Annotated in this window: 16 protein-coding genes; 6 read left to right on the top strand and 10 right to left on the bottom strand. The window is 70.3% G+C overall.

The window, feature by feature from the left end; all coding sequences use genetic code 11:
• Positions 1–35: 35 nt before the first annotated feature.
• From ACSHV8_RS50160 to ACSHV8_RS50190, 7 genes are all read right to left on the bottom strand, one after another.
• Positions 36–1043: an ABC transporter ATP-binding protein gene (locus ACSHV8_RS50160; RefSeq protein ID WP_436527560.1), complete on the bottom strand. Its 1008-nt coding sequence runs from the start codon at positions 1041–1043 to the stop codon at positions 36–38.
• On the bottom strand, positions 1040–2098 hold the full coding sequence (locus ACSHV8_RS50165) for an ABC transporter permease (protein WP_436527561.1): 1059 nt from the start codon (positions 2096–2098) through the stop codon (positions 1040–1042). The genes ACSHV8_RS50160 and ACSHV8_RS50165 overlap by 4 nt, the downstream gene beginning before the upstream one ends.
• Positions 2099–2102: 4 nt before the next feature.
• Positions 2103–3083: an ABC transporter permease gene (locus ACSHV8_RS50170; RefSeq protein ID WP_436527562.1), complete on the bottom strand. Its 981-nt coding sequence runs from the start codon at positions 3081–3083 to the stop codon at positions 2103–2105.
• On the bottom strand, positions 3080–4129 hold the full coding sequence (locus ACSHV8_RS50175) for an ABC transporter ATP-binding protein (RefSeq protein WP_436527563.1): 1050 nt from the start codon (positions 4127–4129) through the stop codon (positions 3080–3082). Before ACSHV8_RS50175 ends, ACSHV8_RS50170 begins: the two co-directional genes overlap by 4 nt.
• Positions 4130–4205: 76 nt before the next feature.
• Positions 4206–5891 carry an ABC transporter substrate-binding protein gene (locus tag ACSHV8_RS50180; protein ID WP_436527564.1) on the bottom strand — a complete coding sequence of 562 codons (1686 nt, stop codon included), beginning with the start codon at positions 5889–5891 and terminating at the stop codon, positions 4206–4208.
• A 144-nt stretch (positions 5892–6035) separates the two neighbouring features.
• Entirely contained in the window at positions 6036–7040 is a 1005-nt protein-coding gene (locus ACSHV8_RS50185; RefSeq protein WP_436527565.1) for a LacI family DNA-binding transcriptional regulator, read from the bottom strand.
• A gap of 157 nt (positions 7041–7197) precedes the next feature.
• Positions 7198–8052: an NAD-dependent protein deacetylase gene (locus tag ACSHV8_RS50190; protein WP_436527566.1), complete on the bottom strand. Its 855-nt coding sequence runs from the start codon at positions 8050–8052 to the stop codon at positions 7198–7200.
• Positions 8053–8157: 105 nt separating this feature from the next.
• On the opposite strand from ACSHV8_RS50190, the gene ACSHV8_RS50195 reads away from it, so the two are divergent.
• From ACSHV8_RS50195 to ACSHV8_RS50205, 3 genes are all read left to right on the top strand, one after another.
• A complete protein-coding gene (locus tag ACSHV8_RS50195; RefSeq protein ID WP_436527567.1) occupies positions 8158–8484 on the top strand; it encodes a hypothetical protein in 327 nt (108 codons plus the stop codon).
• A gap of 57 nt (positions 8485–8541) precedes the next feature.
• On the top strand, positions 8542–9237 hold the full coding sequence (locus tag ACSHV8_RS50200) for a hypothetical protein (protein WP_436527568.1): 696 nt from the start codon (positions 8542–8544) through the stop codon (positions 9235–9237).
• 100 nt (positions 9238–9337) lie between these two features.
• Positions 9338–10387, top strand: a complete 1050-nt coding sequence (locus ACSHV8_RS50205) for an App1 family protein (RefSeq protein ID WP_436527569.1) — start codon at positions 9338–9340, stop codon at positions 10385–10387.
• 4 nt (positions 10388–10391) lie between these two features.
• On the opposite strand, the gene ACSHV8_RS50210 is transcribed toward ACSHV8_RS50205, so the two are convergent.
• A complete protein-coding gene (locus ACSHV8_RS50210; protein WP_436527570.1) occupies positions 10392–10553 on the bottom strand; it encodes a hypothetical protein in 162 nt (53 codons plus the stop codon).
• Positions 10554–10570: 17 nt separating this feature from the next.
• Between ACSHV8_RS50210 and ACSHV8_RS50215 the strand changes: the two genes are divergently transcribed.
• The gene (locus ACSHV8_RS50215) at positions 10571–11242 is read left to right on the top strand and encodes a hypothetical protein (protein WP_436527571.1); all 672 of its coding nucleotides are present in this window, start codon (positions 10571–10573) and stop codon (positions 11240–11242) included.
• Positions 11243–11531: 289 nt separating this feature from the next.
• Here ACSHV8_RS50215 and ACSHV8_RS50220 read toward each other — a convergent pair whose 3' ends face one another.
• Positions 11532–13157, bottom strand: coding sequence for a DEAD/DEAH box helicase (locus tag ACSHV8_RS50220; RefSeq protein ID WP_436527572.1), 1626 nt, complete (start codon positions 13155–13157; stop codon positions 11532–11534).
• Positions 13158–13315: 158 nt separating this feature from the next.
• Between ACSHV8_RS50220 and ACSHV8_RS50225 the strand changes: the two genes are divergently transcribed.
• Positions 13316–14167 carry a sigma-70 family RNA polymerase sigma factor gene (locus tag ACSHV8_RS50225; protein WP_436527573.1) on the top strand — a complete coding sequence of 284 codons (852 nt, stop codon included), beginning with the start codon at positions 13316–13318 and terminating at the stop codon, positions 14165–14167.
• 89 nt (positions 14168–14256) lie between these two features.
• Here ACSHV8_RS50225 and ACSHV8_RS50230 read toward each other — a convergent pair whose 3' ends face one another.
• The gene (locus ACSHV8_RS50230) at positions 14257–14772 is read right to left on the bottom strand and encodes a hypothetical protein (RefSeq protein ID WP_436527574.1); all 516 of its coding nucleotides are present in this window, start codon (positions 14770–14772) and stop codon (positions 14257–14259) included.
• A 330-nt stretch (positions 14773–15102) separates the two neighbouring features.
• Here ACSHV8_RS50230 and ACSHV8_RS50235 point away from each other — a divergent pair, with 330 nt between their 5' ends.
• The gene (locus ACSHV8_RS50235; protein WP_436527575.1) at positions 15103–17403 is read left to right on the top strand and encodes a HelD family protein; all 2301 of its coding nucleotides are present in this window, start codon (positions 15103–15105) and stop codon (positions 17401–17403) included.
• Positions 17404–17409 lie beyond the last annotated feature (6 nt).

Raw genomic sequence — 17409 nt, forward strand, 5'->3', positions numbered from 1 at the left:
GGCCGGCCCCGACGGCAGGGGGCCGGCCGCCTGTCTCATCCGACGGGCTGTTCGGTCGGGTGCAGCCAGCAGGCCACCGACCGGGTCGGCCCGTCCGGCGTCCCCGGGCGGCCGAGCACCGGGATGTGCCCGGAGCAGGGCTCGAACGCCTTCGCGCAGCGCGGGTGGAACGAGCATCCGCTCGGCATCCCCTTGAGGTCGGGCGGGGAGCCCGGGATGCCGGTCAGTTCACGACGAGGTCCGCGAAGAGCCGGGAAGGACCCCAGCAGACCTTTCGAGTACGGGTGCAGCGAGTCCTTGTAGATCGCCGCCGCCGGTGCCTCCTCGACGATCCGGCCGCCGTACATGATGGCGATCCGGTTCGAGAACTCGACCAGCAGCGACAGGTCGTGCGTGATGAAGATGACCGAGAAGCCCAGTCGCTCGCGCAGCTCGATCAGCTGGCCGAGGATCTGCCGCTGCATGACCACGTCGAGCGCGGTCGTCGGCTCGTCCATGATCACGACCTGCGGCTGCAGGATCAGCGCCATGCCGATCATCACGCGCTGGCGCATGCCGCCGGAGAGCTGGTGCGGGTACGCCTCCATCCGGTCGGCGGCGATCCCGACCAGCTTGAGCATCTCCCGGGCCCGGGCGTTGCGGGCGGCCTCCGACATCTCCGGCTTGTGGGCCTTGAGAACGTCGGTGAGCTGGGTGGAGATCTTGTGCACGGGGTTGAGCGAGTTCATCGCGCCCTGGAACACGATCGCCGTCTCGGCCCAGCGGAACGCCTGCAGCTCCCGGTCGGAGAGGCTGAGGATGTCGTACGGGTCGCCGTTCTCCGGGTGGTACGTGACCTGCCCGCCGGTGATCACGCCGGGCGGCGGGAGCAGCCGGGTCAGCCCGTAGGCCAGCGTCGACTTGCCCGAGCCGCTCTCGCCGGCCAGGCCCAGCACCTCACCGCGGTGCAGGGTCAGGTTCACGTCGCGGACGGCGCGGACCGCCTGGTCGCCCAGACCGTACTCGACGTTGAGGTTCTTGATCTCCAGAACCGGCTCGTTCACTGGGCCACCTCCTTCTTGATCACAGGGGTCGGCACGGTCGTGGCGCGGGTGTGTGGTTCCGGGGAATTGCTCAGCACGGGCGTGAAGCCGATGCGCATCCGGACCGTACGTCCGTCAATTGTTTTGATCTTGGTTTTTCCGGCGCTGCGCAGACGCGGGCTGACGAACTCGTCGATGCCGAAGTTGATCAGCGAGAGGGCGGTGCCCAGCAGCGCGATGGCCAGGCCGGCCGGGATGAACCACCACCACGCCTCCTGAGCCAGTGCCTGCTGACCCTGGGCCCAGAACAGGATGGTGCCCCAGTTCCAGGTGTTGGCCGAGGTGACGCCGATGAAGGCCAGGGTGATCTCGGAGAGCACGGCGAAGATGACCGTGCCGACGAAGCCGGACGCGATGACCGCGGTCAGGTTCGGCATCAGCTCGAAGACGATGACCCGCCACGTCTTCTCACCGGTGGCCCGGGACGCGTCGACGAAGTCCCGGCGGCGCAGCGACAGGGTCTGCGCGCGCAGCACCCGGGCGTTCCAGGACCACGAGGTCAGGCCGATGACCAGGGCGATCAGCCAGTCCTCGGCGTTCTCCAGAGTGGACGTGATGATGATGATCAGCGGCAGCGCGGGGATGACCAGGAAGACGTTGGAGAGCGCGGACAGGCCCTCGTCGGTCTTGCCGCCCAGGTAGCCCGCGGTCACGCCGATCAGCACCGAGAGCACGGTGGCGATGGTGCCGGCGAAGAAGCCGACGAACATCACGCTGCGGGTGCCGATCAGCAGCTGGCTGAAGACGTCCTGGCCGAGGTGGGTGGTGCCGAGCCAGTGGTCGGCCGACGGACCCTGGACCAGGGCGTTGCTGCGCGCGTCGGGGTCGTACGGGGCGACCCACGGCCCGATGATCGCGAAGAGCAGGTAGATACCGAGCAGGACCAGGCCGGTGGCCGCCTTTTTGTTGCTGATGAAGCGGAACCGCTGGCGCTTGGCCTTCTTGGCGGTCTCCGGCTGTGCCATCGAGCCCTGGCCGGGGATGACCTGCTCGATGCTCGACGTGGGAATGGTCATCGGTTCAGCCCTCCTTGCGGGTACGCGGGTCGAGGAGCAGGTACGCCACGTCCGCGATCAGGTTCGCCACCAGCACCGAGATCGTGATGATCAGGAAGACGCCCTGCATCAGCGGGTAGTCCTGCGCGCCCAGCGCCTGGAAGAGCTGGAAGCCGATGCCCGGGTAGGAGAAGACGATCTCCACCAGCAGCGTGCCGCCGACGATGAAGCCGAGCGACAGCGCGAAGCCGGACACGTTCGGCAGCAGCGCGTTGCGGGCCGCGTAGCTCAGCGCCACCCGCCGATCCGAGAGCCCCTTGGCGTGCGCCACGGTGATGTAGTCCTCGCTGGCCACGGTCACCATCATGTTGCGCATGCTCAGGATCCAGCCGCTGACCGAGGAGATCAGGATGGTCAGGGCCGGGAGCAGGCTGTGCCGCAGCGCGCTCGGGAGGAAGTACTGGTCGAACGCCGGCACCAGGCCGTTGTCGAAGCCGCCGGACGACGGGAAGAAACTGTCCGGCCCGGTCAGCAGGTAGATCGCGATGATCCCGAGCCAGAAGTACGGCACCGAGGAGAGGAACGTGGTCACCGGCAGCAGGCCGTCGGCCCACGAGCCGCGCCGCCAACCGGCCAGCACACCCAGGCCGGTGCCGAGGAAGAAGCTGATGATCGTGGTGATACCGACCAGCAGCAGCGTCCACGGGAGGGCGCTGGAGATGATCTCGGAGACCGGGGTCGGGAAGAACGTGAAGGACAGGCCCAGGTCGCCGTGGAACAGCTGGTTCCAGTAGTCCAGGTACTCCTGCCAGACACTCTTGTTCTTGTCCAGGCCGAACAGGACGTACAGCGAGTCGATGGCCTGGCTGCTGAGCTGACCCTGGTACTTGGTGATCAGGGCCTGCACCGGGTCGCCCGGGATCAGACGCGGGATGAAGAAGTTCAGCGTGATCGCGGCCCAGGCGGTGAACAGGTAGAACGCGATGCGCTGCAGCAGGTACTTCACTTGGCCACCTCATTGCTGTCGTACAGCCAGCACGCCGCCCAGTGGCCGGGCGCGTCGCCGATCTCCAGGGGCACCGGCAGGTCGGTGCGGCAGCGGTCCATCGCGACCGGGCAGCGCGGGTGGAACCGGCAGCCGGACGGCGGGTTGATCAGGCTCGGCGGCTCACCATCACTTTTATGAACAGCGGCGGCGTCGCCGACCAGGCGGTCCGGGTCCGGCGCCGAGTCGATGAGCAATTTCGTGTACGGGTGAGCCGGCGACTGCGTCACGGTCTCACTGTCGCCGCCCTCGACCATCCGGCCGGCGTACATGACCATCGTCTCGTCGGCGAAGTAGCGGGCCGACGCGATGTCGTGGGTGATGTAGAGGATCGCCAGGTTGAGCCGGTCCCGCAGGTCGCGCAGCAGGTTCAGCACGCCCAGGCGGATCGAGACGTCCAGCATGGACACCGGCTCGTCGGCCAGCAGTGCCTCGGGCTGCGCGCCGAGCGCCCGGGCGATGGCCACGCGCTGGCGCTGGCCTCCGGAGAGCTCGTGCGGGAACTTGTCGAGGTAGCGCTCCGGCGGGGTCAGCTGCACCCGTTCGAGCAGTTCGTTCAGGGACCGCTCCAGGTCCTCGGCGGTCTTCCCGGCGTTGTCGTGGATCTTCAACGACCGGGTGAGGTGGTACCGGATGGTGTGCGTCGGGTTCAGCGACGCGAACGGGTCCTGGAAGATCATCTGGACCTGGGAGCAGTATCGGCGGAACGCCGCCCCTCCCTTGACCCTGGTCGTCTCGCCGTGCAGCCGGATGTCCCCGTCGGTGCGGGGATAGAGCTGGGCGAGCAGCCGGGCGATCGTGGACTTGCCCGAGCCGGACTCGCCGACCAGGGCCACCACCTTTCCGCGTCGAAGGGTCAGATGCACGTCATCGACGGCGTGCACCGCATCCTTCCGGTTGGAGAAGAGGTCGCGCAGCTTCCGGCGGACGGGGAAGTGCTTGGTCAGGCCGATCGCCTCAAGCACCACCTCGCCGGCCGGCGCTTTCGCGTCGGGGATCGACGTCATGCCGGGTTCCTTACAAAGCAGCGAACAGGGGAGCGCGGGCGCCCCGGGGAGAACCGGGGCGCCCGCTTTCAGGCGATCAGGAGTTGGCGGGCTTGAGGTGCATGATCACGTCGAGCGCGCCGGACTGGGTGGGCTGCATCGGGGCGTACTGGTCGGCCTCGGACGGCCAGCCGACCCAGTTCTTGGTGCTGTACGCGCCACCGACGTTGTCCGAGCCGACGGGCAGCATCGGGGCCTGCTCCACGAAGATCTTCTGGATCGTGGCCAGGGCGGCGGTACGGTCGGCGTCGCTCGTCGCGTTGGCGTAGGCCTTGAGCGCGGCGGTCGCCTCCGGGCTCTTGAAGCGGCCGAAGTTGCCCTGCTGGGCGGCGGTGCCGATCGGCTTGAGCAGGTCGCCGTCCATCACCGTCTGGTAGATGTCGAACGGCGTCGAGCCACCGTTGGTCCAGCGCATGACGGCGCCGAAGTCGCCCTTCTGCACGTTCTGGTCCCAGACGTTCTGGTTCGGCTTCTCGACCGTGGCCGCGATACCGATCTCGGCCAGGTTGCTCTTGATGATCTCGAGCGTGGTCTGGTAGTCCGACCACGGCGCCGGGTCGCTCAGCTTGATGGTGACCGGCTTGCCGGCCTTGTCCTTCAGCGTCGTGCCGTCCAGCTTGTAGCCGGCGTCGGTGAGGATCTTCTTGGCGCCCTCGACGTCGACCGCGAGCGTCTGTCCCTTGTAGGCGTCGGTGATGAACGCGTCACCGGCGCCCTCCGGCAGACCCGTGACGCTCTTCAGCTCCGGGTGGAAGTAACCGGCCTCGGCCTGGTTGAAGATGTCGGTCCGGTTGATGACCTTGTTCATCGCCTGGCGCAGCTTCGGGTCGTCGAACGGCGCCACGGTGGTGTTGATGTAGAGACCGTGGATGCCCAGCACGCCCGGCGCCCAGACCTTGAAGTGCTCCGGGTCCTTGGCGACGAAGGTCTGCTGGTAGTTCGGGATGAACACGAAGCTCCACTCGGCCTGGCCGGTGGCCAGCGCGGTGGTCTGCGCGTTGTTGTCGGTGTACGACGTGTACCGAAGTTCCTTGATGGCCGGCTTGTCCTGCCAGTAACCGCTCTCCCGACGCTCAAGGACGATGCCCTGCTGGCTGAACGTCTTGAGGGTGTACGGGCCCGAGCCGATCGGCGCCTTGATCGGGTCGGTGGCCGGGTCCGAGATCTTCTCCCAGAGGTGCTTGGGGACGATCGGGATCTGGCTGATGACCTTGTGCCACGTGGTGAACTGCGACGACTTGAAGGTGATGGTCACCTTGCTGCCGGCCGCGGTGACCTGGTCGATCGGGAGCGCGAAGATGTTCAGCGCGTCGTTCGACTTGATCAGGTTGAACGTGTACACGACGTCGTCGGCGGTCAGCTTCTGCCCGTCCGACCAGGTCGCGTTGTCGCGGATGGTCACGTCGAGCTGCTTGTAGTCCGTCGACCACTTGATGTCGCTGGCCAGCCACGGCTTGGCCGGGTCGGCCGGCTTGACGTTGTTCCACATGCCGAGGGGCTCGTAGATGGTCCAGCGGTAACCCAGCGAGGCACCGGCCGACGTACCGATGAACGGGTTGTTGTTCTCGCTGACCGTGCCGTTCGGCATGCCGATCGACAGGAAGTCGGTGCCCTTGCTGTTACTCGCGTCCTTGTTGGCGTTCGGCGAGTCACCGCACGCGGCCAGGCCGCCCGTGGCGAGCACGCCGGCCAGGGCGACCGCGAACAGCTTCCTTCTCTGCATCGGAGAATCTCCTCGATTGGGATTTCGGGTGAGAGGGGTGCCCAGAGGGCGTGCGGCATCGCGTGACCGGCGGCAGCCGGCCCCGAGGCGCGCGGGGTCGCACGACCGGCCCGGTGGCCGGTCGAGCTGTGGTGCTTGTGGGTGCTAAGGCTGAGTGGAGGCCCGCGCCGTGAACGTCGCCGGGATCACCGTCGGCCGGTTCGGGAGCGCGGTTCCCTCGAAGTGGGCGAGCAGGGTGCGGGCCGCGGCCTCGCCCATCTCGCGCATCGGCTGATGCACTGTGGACAGGGCCGGCTGGTGGTGCGCGGCCATCGGGATGTCGTCGAAGCCGACCACCGCGACGTCCTCCGGCACCCGCCGGCCGGCGTCCTGGATGGCCTGCACGGCGCCGAAGGCCGAGAGGTCGTTGTGGCAGAAGACGGCGTCGAAGTCGAGGCCGCCGGCGATCGCCTGCTTGACCCCGTCGGCGCCGCAGGCGACGGTGAAGTCGCCGGGAAGCACGTAGGTGTCCGGGATGGGGTGGCCGGCCTCGGCGAAGACCGAGGAGAAGCCGTCGGTGCGCTGCACGGTGCAGCCGAACCGGGACGGGCCGGTGATGACGAGCGGCTTGTGGCGCCCGATCCCCAGCAGGTGCCGGGCGGCGTCGGCCGCTCCGCTGTGGTTGGTGGTGCCGACGGTCGGGATCTGGCCGCCGGAGATCTGGTCCCGGTCGTCGATCAGCACCATCGGCAGGCCCCGGCTGTGCAGGGTCGCGAGGTAGCTGAGCGTGCCCTCCGGCTCGATCGCCAGCAGGCCGTCGAACGACTTGGCGGCGACCTGCGCGGCGAACTGGCGCATCGAGTCGTCGCCCCGGTTGAAGGTGAACAGCAGCAGGCCGTACTCCTCGGCCTCCAGCACGTCGACCGCGCCCTGCAGCACCTCGCCCATCCAGGGCCAGGTGAGTGAGGGCACCAGCATGCCGATCACCCGGGTGCGGCCGCGGGCCAGGTTGACCGCGCGGGCACTGGGGACGTAGCCGAGCTCGTCGATCACGGCCCGGACCCGGGCGGCGGTCGACTCGTCCAGCTCACCCTTGCCGTTGAGAACCCGGGACACGGTCGTCTTGCTGACCTTGGCCCGAGCCGCCACGTCGGCGATGGTGATCGGCACAGCTCCTCCGAGATTTTTGTTTCCGGCTGGTTGCGCCGGAGGTTCGGAACCGGTTTCGGGACCGGTTTCGGCAGTCAACCGCAGTGAGCGCAGTCACGTCAATGGGGCCGAGATCTATTTAGGTTTCATTCCGGTAACCAGGGGAAGCCGGGTTCGTTTACTGACGCAACAATCGGTACGTTTCGGTCTCACGGGCAAGATTCGGAAGAACGACCCCGAGCGGGGCATCGATCAACAGGTCCGCGTACGGCTCCCCGCGCGTCACGCCACGGTTCACGATCGCCACCCGGACGCCCTGCTTGACCGCCCGCAACACGAACCGGCGACCCGACATGACGGTCAGCGAGGAACCCAGGACGAGCAGCGTGCGCGCGCCCGCGACCAGCTCGAACGCGCGGGACACCCGGTCGGCCGGAACGGTCTCGCCGAAATACACCACGTCCGGCTTCAGCGTCCCGCCGCACGACAGGCAGTCCACCACCGCGAAGCCGTCCAGCTCGGCGTCGTCCAGCTCGACGTCACCGTCCGCGTTCACCGCCGACGCGACCGCGCTGAAGTCCGGGTTGGCCGCGGTCAGCCGGTGCTCCAGATCGGCCCGGCCGCTCAGCCCGCCACAGTCCAGGCAGGTGATCCGGGCCAGGTTGCCGTGCAGCTCGACCACGTCGCGGGCGCCCGCCGCCTGGTGCAGCCCGTCCACGTTCTGCGTGATCAGCCCGTGCAGCAGCCCCCGCTCCTGCCAGCGGGCCACGGCCCGGTGCCCGTCGTTCGGAGCGGCCCGGCCGATCGTGCGCCAGCCGAGGTGGCTGCGGGCCCAGTAACGCCGCCGGGCCACCGGGTCGCCGGTGAACGTCTGATACGTCATCGGAGTGTTGCGCCGGGCCGAACCGGACGGCCCCCGGTAATCGGGGATGCCGGAGTCGGTGGACAGGCCCGCGCCGCTCAGCACCACCACGCCGCCCTCGCCCAGCCACCCGTCCAGCCGGGCCACCTGCTCGACCACCTCGAAGTCCATGACACCCATGGTCCCTCGTCCGGGTGACCGCGTGTGACCTCCATCCGGTGGCCGTAACCGCGTCCACCGGTGCGCGTTGACCTGCGCCCCGGTAGGTTGACCGGTGTGACCGCTGTGGCGCATGGTGCGGACCGTCCGTGGGACGGTCGACGCCTGCTGCGGTTCCTGACCAGCCTGGCCCTTCTGGCCCTCGCGGTCACCCTGCGCCTGTCCGGTCCCGTGGCCGCCGCCGAGCCGGTCCCGCCGGCCGCCGCCGTCACCGTCGCCGTGACCGAGGTCACCAGCGTCGCCGAGACCGTCGAGGTCGCCGAGGTCACCCTCGAGCAGTGGCCGTCGCACACCGAGCCGGCGCCGCCGGTGGCCCTCCCGGCCCCGGTTCTGCACGGTGTCGTCCCGGCCGCCGGCGACTCCCGCGCACCCCCCACCCGCTGACCCCTCCTCTCCACCCGTCAGCTCGCTCTTCCCGTCTCGCTGCCCTGGGGGTGTTCCGTGGATTCCGCCTTCCTGAGTTCCATCCCGCAAGCCGTCGCGATCTGGCTGATCATCGTGCTGCTCCTCGCCGTCGCCGCCGCGACCGTCTCGATTCCCCGCGTGCTGACCGAGCCGACGCCCGACGCGGCCGAGCGGCAGCGGTACGCCGACGAGGTGGCCGTCGCCGCCGCGCAGGCCGCCGTCGCGGCCGAACGGCGCCGCACCGAGTGGGAATCGGCCCAGTCGGCCGTCGACGAGGCCTGGATCTCGTACGAGAAAGCCGATCTGGCCTGTCGCCGCATCGCGTCGGCCGGTGCCTATCCACTGATGAGCCGGCGCCGCAAGCCCGGCGAGAACGTCGACCGCCAGCGGTACCTGCACCGCGCGGCCAGCGAACTGTGCCGCTCCCAGGACCTCTCCATCGACATGCTCAACGACGTCTTCGCGCACCGCGGCTGGAATCCGCGGCTGCACCCGGTCCAGCAGGAGGCCGTGCTCGCCCAGGCCGCCCGCGCACACCGGATGGCCGTCTGGCGCGACGCCGTCGACCGGGAGCGGGCGGCCTGGCGCGGCATGGAGGCGGCCGGCGAGACCCTGGCCGGTCTGCGGGCCGAGGCGATGGCCGCGCCGCTGCGGGTGGACGTGCCCGAACAGGCCGACCAGCAGTGGTGGGCCGATCAATGGACGACGGCCGAATTCCCGGCTGCGGCGTGATGTCCATCCTGGACCCGGCTCACGTTCGTGAGCGGCTTGTCGTACCGGCCCGGTAACGTTTGGCGCGGCGGGGCGGCGGGACCGGAACGGCGAGGAGGAGATGGTGGCGGTAACACCGGCGGAGACGTCCAAGGCCATGACCCGGATGCATCGGGCGGCCCTGGTCGAGGACGCCGTTCACCAGGTCATCGAGCGCAACCTGCGCAACCGGGGCTGGAAGCCGTACATCACGGCCTATACCGGCTACGGCGCGCCCGGCTGGGCCCGGGTGATGGCCCGGGTGCTGCTCTCCCGTCCACGACTGGTCCGCCGCAAGCGGGAGAAACTGCGCGGCTGGCGCAGCTTCACCACCACCCCGGTCAGCAACGCGGTCGTGCGCATCGAGGTCGGCGGCAGCGTCACCGAGACGAGGACCGACCGCAGCGGGTACGTGGACTGTCGCGTCAAGGGCGATCTGGAGCCCGGCTGGGCCAGCGTCCGGCTGCACTGCGAGGGCGCCGCCCCGGTCGACGCGCCGATCCGGGTGATCGACCCGGCCGTCAAGTTCGGCCTGATCTCCGACATCGACGACACCGTGATGGTCACCGCGCTGCCCCGGCCGCTGCTCGCCGCGTGGAACACGTTCGTTCTCGACGAGCACGCGCGCATGGCCGTGCCCGGCATGGCGGTGCTCTACGAGCGGCTGATCAACGCCAACCCGGGCACCCCGGTGATCTATCTCTCCACCGGGGCGTGGAACGTCGCGCCCACCCTGACCCGGTTCCTCAGCCGGCACCTCTACCCGGCCGGCCCGATCCTGCTCACCGACTGGGGTCCCACGCCGGACCGGTGGTTCCGCAGCGGCCAGGAACACAAGCGCAACTCGCTGCGCCGCCTGGCCCAGGAGTTCCCGGAGATCAAATGGCTGCTGGTCGGCGACGACGGCCAGCACGACCAGGAGATCTACTCCGAGTTCGCCCGCGAGCACCCGGAGAACGTGGCCGCCGTCGCCATCCGCCGGCTCTCGCCCACCCAGGCGGTGCTGGCCGGCGCCGTGCCCGGCCCGACCGAGACACCCGAGGCCGTGCCGTCCGGCGGCAAGACGTGGTTCGCCGCGCCGGACGGCGCCGGCCTGTGGTCTCTCCTGCGAGACACGGATCTCGCCGAATGAGAGGCTATTCGGGCGGGTTGGCCGCCTCGGCCACCCGGTTGTGCAACCTGTCCCGGATCTCGTCCGGGGTGTATGCCCGGCGCTTGCGTTCGGCGCGCGCGATCACCACCCCGGTCGCCGCGACTCCCGCCAGCCCCGCCAGTCCCGCTACCTTCCACCACCGCATCTGCTGAGAATAGACACGTGGTTGCCGACATCAGCCTCGACGAGGCCATCGAACTGACCCGTACGGGTGACATCTGGATCTTCCGCGGTCGTTCCGGCCCGGACCGTGCCATTCAGACCCTCACCAACAGCCCGGTGAACCATGTCGGGATGTCCCTGGTGATCGAGGACATGCCACCCCTCATGTGGCACGCCGAACTGGGCCGGTCCCTGCCCGACATGTGGTCCGGCACGTTCCAGCGCGGCGTCCAGCTGCACGACCTGCGCGACGCGGTCACCGTCTGGGCCCGGCGCTACGGCCAGCGCGGCTGGCTGCGCCAGCTGGAACCGGGTGCGACCCGCGCCATGGAGGACAAAGCGCTCAAAACGGTCGCCCGTCTCGACGGCACCCCGTTCCCGTCCACCTCCCAGCTCGCGTGGCGCTGGGCCCGCGGCCGGGTCCCGCAGATCCGGCCGCCGTGGAAGCCGTCCGAGGCGTCCGACGTGACCCTGGAGAAGGCGTACTGCGCGGAGGTGGTCGCGGTCACGTATGAGGACATGGGGCTGCTGCCGCACAACCGGAAAGCCAACTGGTACGACCCGGGCCGCTTCTGGTCGGGCGACGAACTGGAGCTCAACGCCGGCTTCCTCCTGGGCGACGAGATCTCGGTCCGCGTCCCCGAGGCCGACACCGCCCGCCCCGCCCGCTGACCCCGCCCCGGCCGGCCCGTGGCTGACCCGCCGACCGCGGCCCGCCTCGCCGCCGGGCACGGTCGCCCGCCGGGTGCGGGTCCCGGCTGGTGCTGAGGGTTGTGTCGAGGGCCGTGAGACAGCCCTGAACGCCGGCTGACGTCCCGGCGTCATCTCGGGAGGGGCGTCAAGGGGTCTGAGCCGGCCTCTGCGGGACGCGGACGCGGAATCGGCACCCCAGGGTGCTCGCGGTCCTGAAAAGCGAGGAGCGCCCCCGGGAAACCCGGGAGCGCTCCTCGGAAATCGTGGATCAGCGACCGGACCGGCGCCCGCCGGCCCGAGCCGAGAACGCGGCCGCGCCGCCCCCGCCACCGGCGGGACGAGGCTGCGGCGTCCCGGACCGGGACTGCCCCGATCGGGGCGTGCCGCCACCGTTGCGCGGAGCCGGCGAGGCCGTCCGCGCCGAGCCACTGCCGTCCGCGGCGGGACGGCGACGACCGGACGAGGCCGGTTTGTCAGCCTTGGGCCGACCACCCCCGGCGGCCGCGGCCCCCCGGGAAGCCCCGGCGCCCCGGCTTCCACCAGCGGCTCCGGCACCCCGGGTCCCACCAGCGGCCCCAGCGGTGCGGGTCCCACCAGCGGCCCCGCCACCACGGGTTCCCCCGGCGGCCGGCTCGGCCCCGCCGCCACCGCCGCGACGGCGGCGCGAGGTGGATCGGCCCGTACCGTCCCCGGACGACTCGGGCGCCGCCACGACCGGTGACGGCGCGACGAACGTCCGCTCCCCGGGCGCGAGTTCCGCCAGCAGCGCGTCCCCGGGCCGGGCCCGCCGCGTCATCGGCCGGATCCCGGCCTTGCGCGTCAGATCCCGTACGTCAGCCTGTTGATCGTCGGTCATCAGGGTGATGACGGTGCCTCGCGCACCCGCCCGAGCTGTCCGCCCGGACCGGTGCAGGTAGGCCTTGTGCTCCACGGGCGGGTCGGCGTGCACCACGAGGGTGACGTCGTCCACGTGGATGCCGCGGGCCGCGATGTCGGTCGCGACGAGCGTTTCCGCGGTGCCGTCGGAGAAGGCCGACAGGTTCCGGTTCCGCGCGTTCTGCGCCAGGTTGCCGTGCAGTTCGACGGCGGGCACCCCGGCCTGGATCAGCTGCCGGGTGAGTACCTTGGCCCGCCGCTTGGTCCGGGTGAACACGACCGAGCGCCCGGGCGCGGCGAGCAGTTCCACCAGGACCGGGAACCGGTCGTCGTGCTGTACGTGCAGCACGTGGTGATCCATCTCGATGGGCGCCTGCGCGGCCGAGTCCACGTGGTGCGTGACCGGTTTGCGCAGGAACTGCCGGACCAGGACGTCGATCCCGTTGTCCAGGGTGGCCGAGAAGAGCAGGCGCTGGCCACCGGCCGGGGTCTGCCCCAGGAGCCGCTTGACGACCGGCAGGAAGCCCAGGTCGGCCATGTGGTCGGCCTCGTCGAGCACGGTGATCTCGACGGCGTCGAGCGACGCGTGGTTGTTGCGGATGTGATCGTCGAGCCGGCCCGGGCAGGCGACGAGGATGTCGACACCCTTGCGCAGTGCGGCGATCTGCGGGTTGGCCCCGACGCCACCGAAGACGGTCAGGGTGTTGAGCCCCATCGCCTCGGCGAGCGGGCGCAGGGCGGCCTCGATCTGGGTGGCCAGTTCCCGCGTCGGCGCGAGGATGAGGGCACGTGGACGGCCGGCGCGGCGCGGCTTCCGGCTGACAGCCAGACGCGCGACGACGGGCAGCACGAACGCGTACGTCTTCCCGGATCCGGTCCGCCCACGCCCGAGCAGATCGCGCCCGGCGAGCGAGTCCGGCAGCGTGGCCGCCTGGATCGGGAACGGTGTGGTGATGCCGAGTTCGGCGAGGGCGCCGGTCAGAACGGCCGGGACGCCTAGCTCGATGAACGAAGTCAAAGGGGGTAACTCTCCGTAGGTCAGTTGGAGATCATCCTACCGGTCACCCATGGCAACCACTCTGCACCCGGTATGGAACCAGGTAGCACTCAGCCTCGCAGATCTTTTTCCTCAGCGCCGGACGCCCCCACTCCGGCCAGGTACTGAGGAGACCCCTGATGAACGGTGAGGCACCCGCCGTCGATCGGCGTCGTGAGGACATCGTGCGAGCGAACATGCCGCTCGTCGGGCATCTGGTCCGCGAGATGCTGGCCCGGGTCCCCGCCCACGTCAACCGCGACGACCTGCTGTCCGCCGGCTATGCCGCCCTGGTCGCCGCCGCGCGCGGTTTCGACGCGGAGCGGGGCGTCCCGTTCCCCCGGTTCGCCGCCGCCCGGGTGCGTGGCGCCCTGCTGGACGAGTTGCGCGGGCTGGACTGGGCGAGCCGGTCGGTGCGCCAGCGGGCCCGGCGCACCGATGCGGCCCGGGAGGAGCTGACCGCCGAGCTCGGCCGCACCCCCAGCGTGCAGGAGATCGCCGAGCGGCTCGGTTGCACGGTCGAGGACATCGAGCACGCCGAGGACGACGTGCATCGCGCCACGGTGTTCAGCCTGCAGGGTTTCGCGACGGCCACGGCCGACGACATCGTCACCGAGCCGGGTGCCGGGCCGGAGGAGATGCTGATCCGCCGGGAGCGGGTCGGCTACCTGCGGCACGCCGTGGACGCGTTGCCGGAGCGGTTGCGGGTGGTGGTCCAGGGCTATTTCTTCGACGAGCGGCCGATGGCCGAGATCGCCGCCGATCTGGGTGTCAGCGAGTCCCGGGTGTCGCAGTTGCGCGCCGAGGCGCTGGTGCTGCTGCGGGACGGGCTGAACACCCACCTGGATCCGGCGCTGGCCGCCGAGAACCCGCCCAAGGAGGGCTGTGTGGCCCGGCGCCGCGCCGCCTACTACGACCGGATCGCCAGCCGCGGCACGCTGCGCACCCGGCTGGAGCTCACCGGCCCGGACGGTCTCCCGGTCGCGGCCTGAGGGCTTCGCAGGATTGCTGGGGCCCGTCGCGGTTCGCGGCGGGCCCCAAAAACCATTAAAAGCCCGATTTGGTACGGCCGGTGCACCGCTCAGTTGTTGGCGCAGGTGCCGGCCTTCTTCTGGGCCGTGATCGCCTTGACCGCCCCCATCTTGTAGAGCGCGAGCCCCTCGGCCGCCGGCTCCAGCTTCCACGCGTCCTTCTCGTACATCATCGTGTACGACTGGGCGGCCACCAGCTGCTTCGCGATCACGATGGCCTTGTCCGTGCCCTCCATGCGGGCGCTGGTCAGCTGGATGGCCAGCCCCTTGCGCGAGCACGCCTGGTTCAGCTTGACGTAGTCGTCCTTGCTGATCGCCTGCTTGCCGGCCGAGGTGTACATCTCCCAGGCGCCGGCGAAGTCGCCCCCGCTGAACCGATCGAAAACGGTCTGCGCGGCGTTCTTCGCACCGTCGATGGTCTTCGGCTCGGGGCCACCGGCGGCGGCCGCGGCGGCGTTGCCGGCCGGGGCGTCGTCGTCGGACGAACAGGCGGAGGTGACTCCGAGGGTGGAGACGGCGGCCAGGGCGAGGACGGCGATACGTCGGTACGGGGTGTTGATGTCCATGGCCTGGTTAATGCGGCCACGGGGTCACGCGTAACGGCTCCGGCGTGTCCTGACGGCTTCCTGACACTGTCCCGCGAGCCCGTAACCCGGCTGGGTCGGGCTCGTGACCCCCGCGGGGCTGCGGCGTGGCCCAGGCGGCGCCTGACGGCGCCCGCGGAGCGGCCACATACAACCCCGGTATGCGACCGCTCCGCGGTCGACGTCAGCCACCACCTGGACCTCGCCTCGCTCCCACGGGAGTCACGAGCCCGACCCAGGGCGGTCAGCTATTCTGGTCGTTTGCCGTAAACAGAAAAGGCAACCAATGAGAATTGGTTGCCAGCGGCCGGAATGATAGCACGAAAAGGGGCGATTTTGTCAAGCTCGAACGCCGACATCGATTCCGAGCAGGCGTACTTGACCGCGCTCTACCAGCGGCTGGATCAGTTGCGTGACCAGGCCGACAGTCGGCTCAAGGCGATCCTGCTGGAGGCCGGCGGCACCCCGCAGGGCCGCGCCCAGCGTGAGGCCACCCGCGCCCACTACGCGGAGCAGCTCGCCCAGATGAATTCCGTCGAGAACGGTCTCTGTTTCGGCCGTCTCGACTACACCACCGGGTCGAATCAGTACATCGGCCGGATCGGGCTCTTCGCCGAGGACCGCGACCAGGATCCACTTCTGGTCGACTGGCGGGCCCCGGCCGCCCGGCCGTTCTACCTGGCCACCGCGGTCAACCCGGAGGGGGTCACCCGGCGGCGCCACCTGCGCACCCGGGGCCGGACCCTGACCGGCGTCGACGACGAGGTGCTGGACCTGGAGGCCGGCGACGGCACCGGGCGTGAGGACGTGACCGGCGAGGCGGCGCTGCTCTCGGCGCTGACCGCGAACCGGACCGGCCGGATGCGCGACATCGTCGAGACCATCCAGGCCGAGCAGGACGAGGTGATCCGTTCCGGTCTGGCCGGGGCGCTGGTCGTGCAGGGCGGGCCGGGCACCGGCAAGACCGCGGTCGCGCTGCACCGCGCGGCCTACCTGCTCTACACCTACCGCCAGCAGCTCACCCGTTCCGGCGTGCTGATCCTGGGCCCGAACCTCACGTTCCTGCGCTACATCTCCCAGGTCCTCCCGTCGCTCGCCGAGACCGGTGTCCTGCTGGCCACCCTGGGCGACATGTTCCCGGGTGTGCGCGCCCGCGGCCACGAGCCGGACGACGTGGCCGCGTTCAAGGGCGACGTCGACCTGATGATCCCGGCCCTGGAGAACGCGGTGGCCGACCGGCAGACCGTGCCGGCGGCGTTCGCCGAGGTCGACCACGACGGCTATCCGCTGCGGATCGAGCGTTCGCTGATCGAGGACGCGCGGGCCGTCGCCCGCCGGTCGGGCCGCCCGCACAACGTGGCCCGGGCGGTCTTCGTGACCGAGGCGATCCACGCGCTGTCGCTGCAGATCGCCGAGCGCATCGGCGCCGATCCGCTCGGCGGGGAGAACCTGCTGTCCGAGGCCGACCTCGCGGAAACCCGTCGTGAGCTGCGGGAGGACATCGACGTACAGCAAATGCTCTTTGATTTTTGGCCGGTTCTGACGCCTCGGCAGGTGCTGCGTGACCTGCTCACCGACGCCGACCGGCTGGAGTCGGCCGGTCTGCCGCCGGCGCTGCTGCGCGACCGGGACGCCCGCTGGACCCCGGCCGACGTGCCGCTGCTGGACGAGTTGGCCGAACTGCTCGGCATCGACGACACGTTGAAGAAGCGCGAGGCGGCCCGGGAGCGCGAGGCCGCGATCGACTACGCCGAGGGCGTCCTGGAGATCGTCGAGGGTTCCCGTTCGCTCGACTTCGAGGACCAGGAGGAGGAGATCCTCTCGGCGATCGACGTGGTCGACGCGAGCGCGTTCGTCGAGCGGCACGAGGTGATCGACACCCGGACCGCGGCCGAGCGCGCCGCCGCCGACCGGACCTGGATGTTCGGGCACGTGATCGTCGACGAGGCGCAGGAGCTGTCCCCGATGGCCTGGCGGCTGCTGATGCGCCGCTGCCCGAGCCGGTCGATGACCGTGGTCGGCGACGTCGCGCAGACGTCCGAGCCGGCCGGCAGTACGAGCTGGGAACAGGTCTTCGAGCCGTACGTGGGTCAGCGCTGGCGCCTGGTCGAGCTGAGCGTCAACTACCGCACGCCGGCCGAGGTGATGGCCGTCGCCGCGGACGTGCTGGCCGAGGTCGGCCCGGCCCTGAAACCGCCGCGCTCGGTCCGCTCGGCCGGGGTCACCCCGTGGGCCCGGTCCGTGCCGGTCGACGGGCTGGCCGAGGAGCTGATCGCCGACGTCCGCAAGGAGTCGGCGGCCGTCGAGTCCGGCCGGGTCGGCGTCCTGGTCCCGGCCCGGCTGCAGGAGACGCTCGGTGCCGCCCTGGTCGCGGCCGTCCCCGGCGCGGCCGTGGGGGAGCAGCCCGACCTGCTCAACCACGTGGTGCTGATGACCGTGCGGCAGGCCAAGGGGCTGGAGTTCGACTCGGTCCTGGTCATCTGCCCGGACGAGATCATCGCGGAGAGCCCGCGGGGGCTGTCCGATCTGTACGTGGCGGTCACCCGGGCCACCCAGCGCCTCGGGGTGCTGCACACCGCCCCGCTGCCGGGAGTCCTGTCCTCGTTGGCCTGACCAGAA

It is taken from the genome of Actinoplanes sp. HUAS TT8 (genome assembly GCF_051380535.1).
Lineage (GTDB): Bacteria > Actinomycetota > Actinomycetes > Mycobacteriales > Micromonosporaceae > Actinoplanes.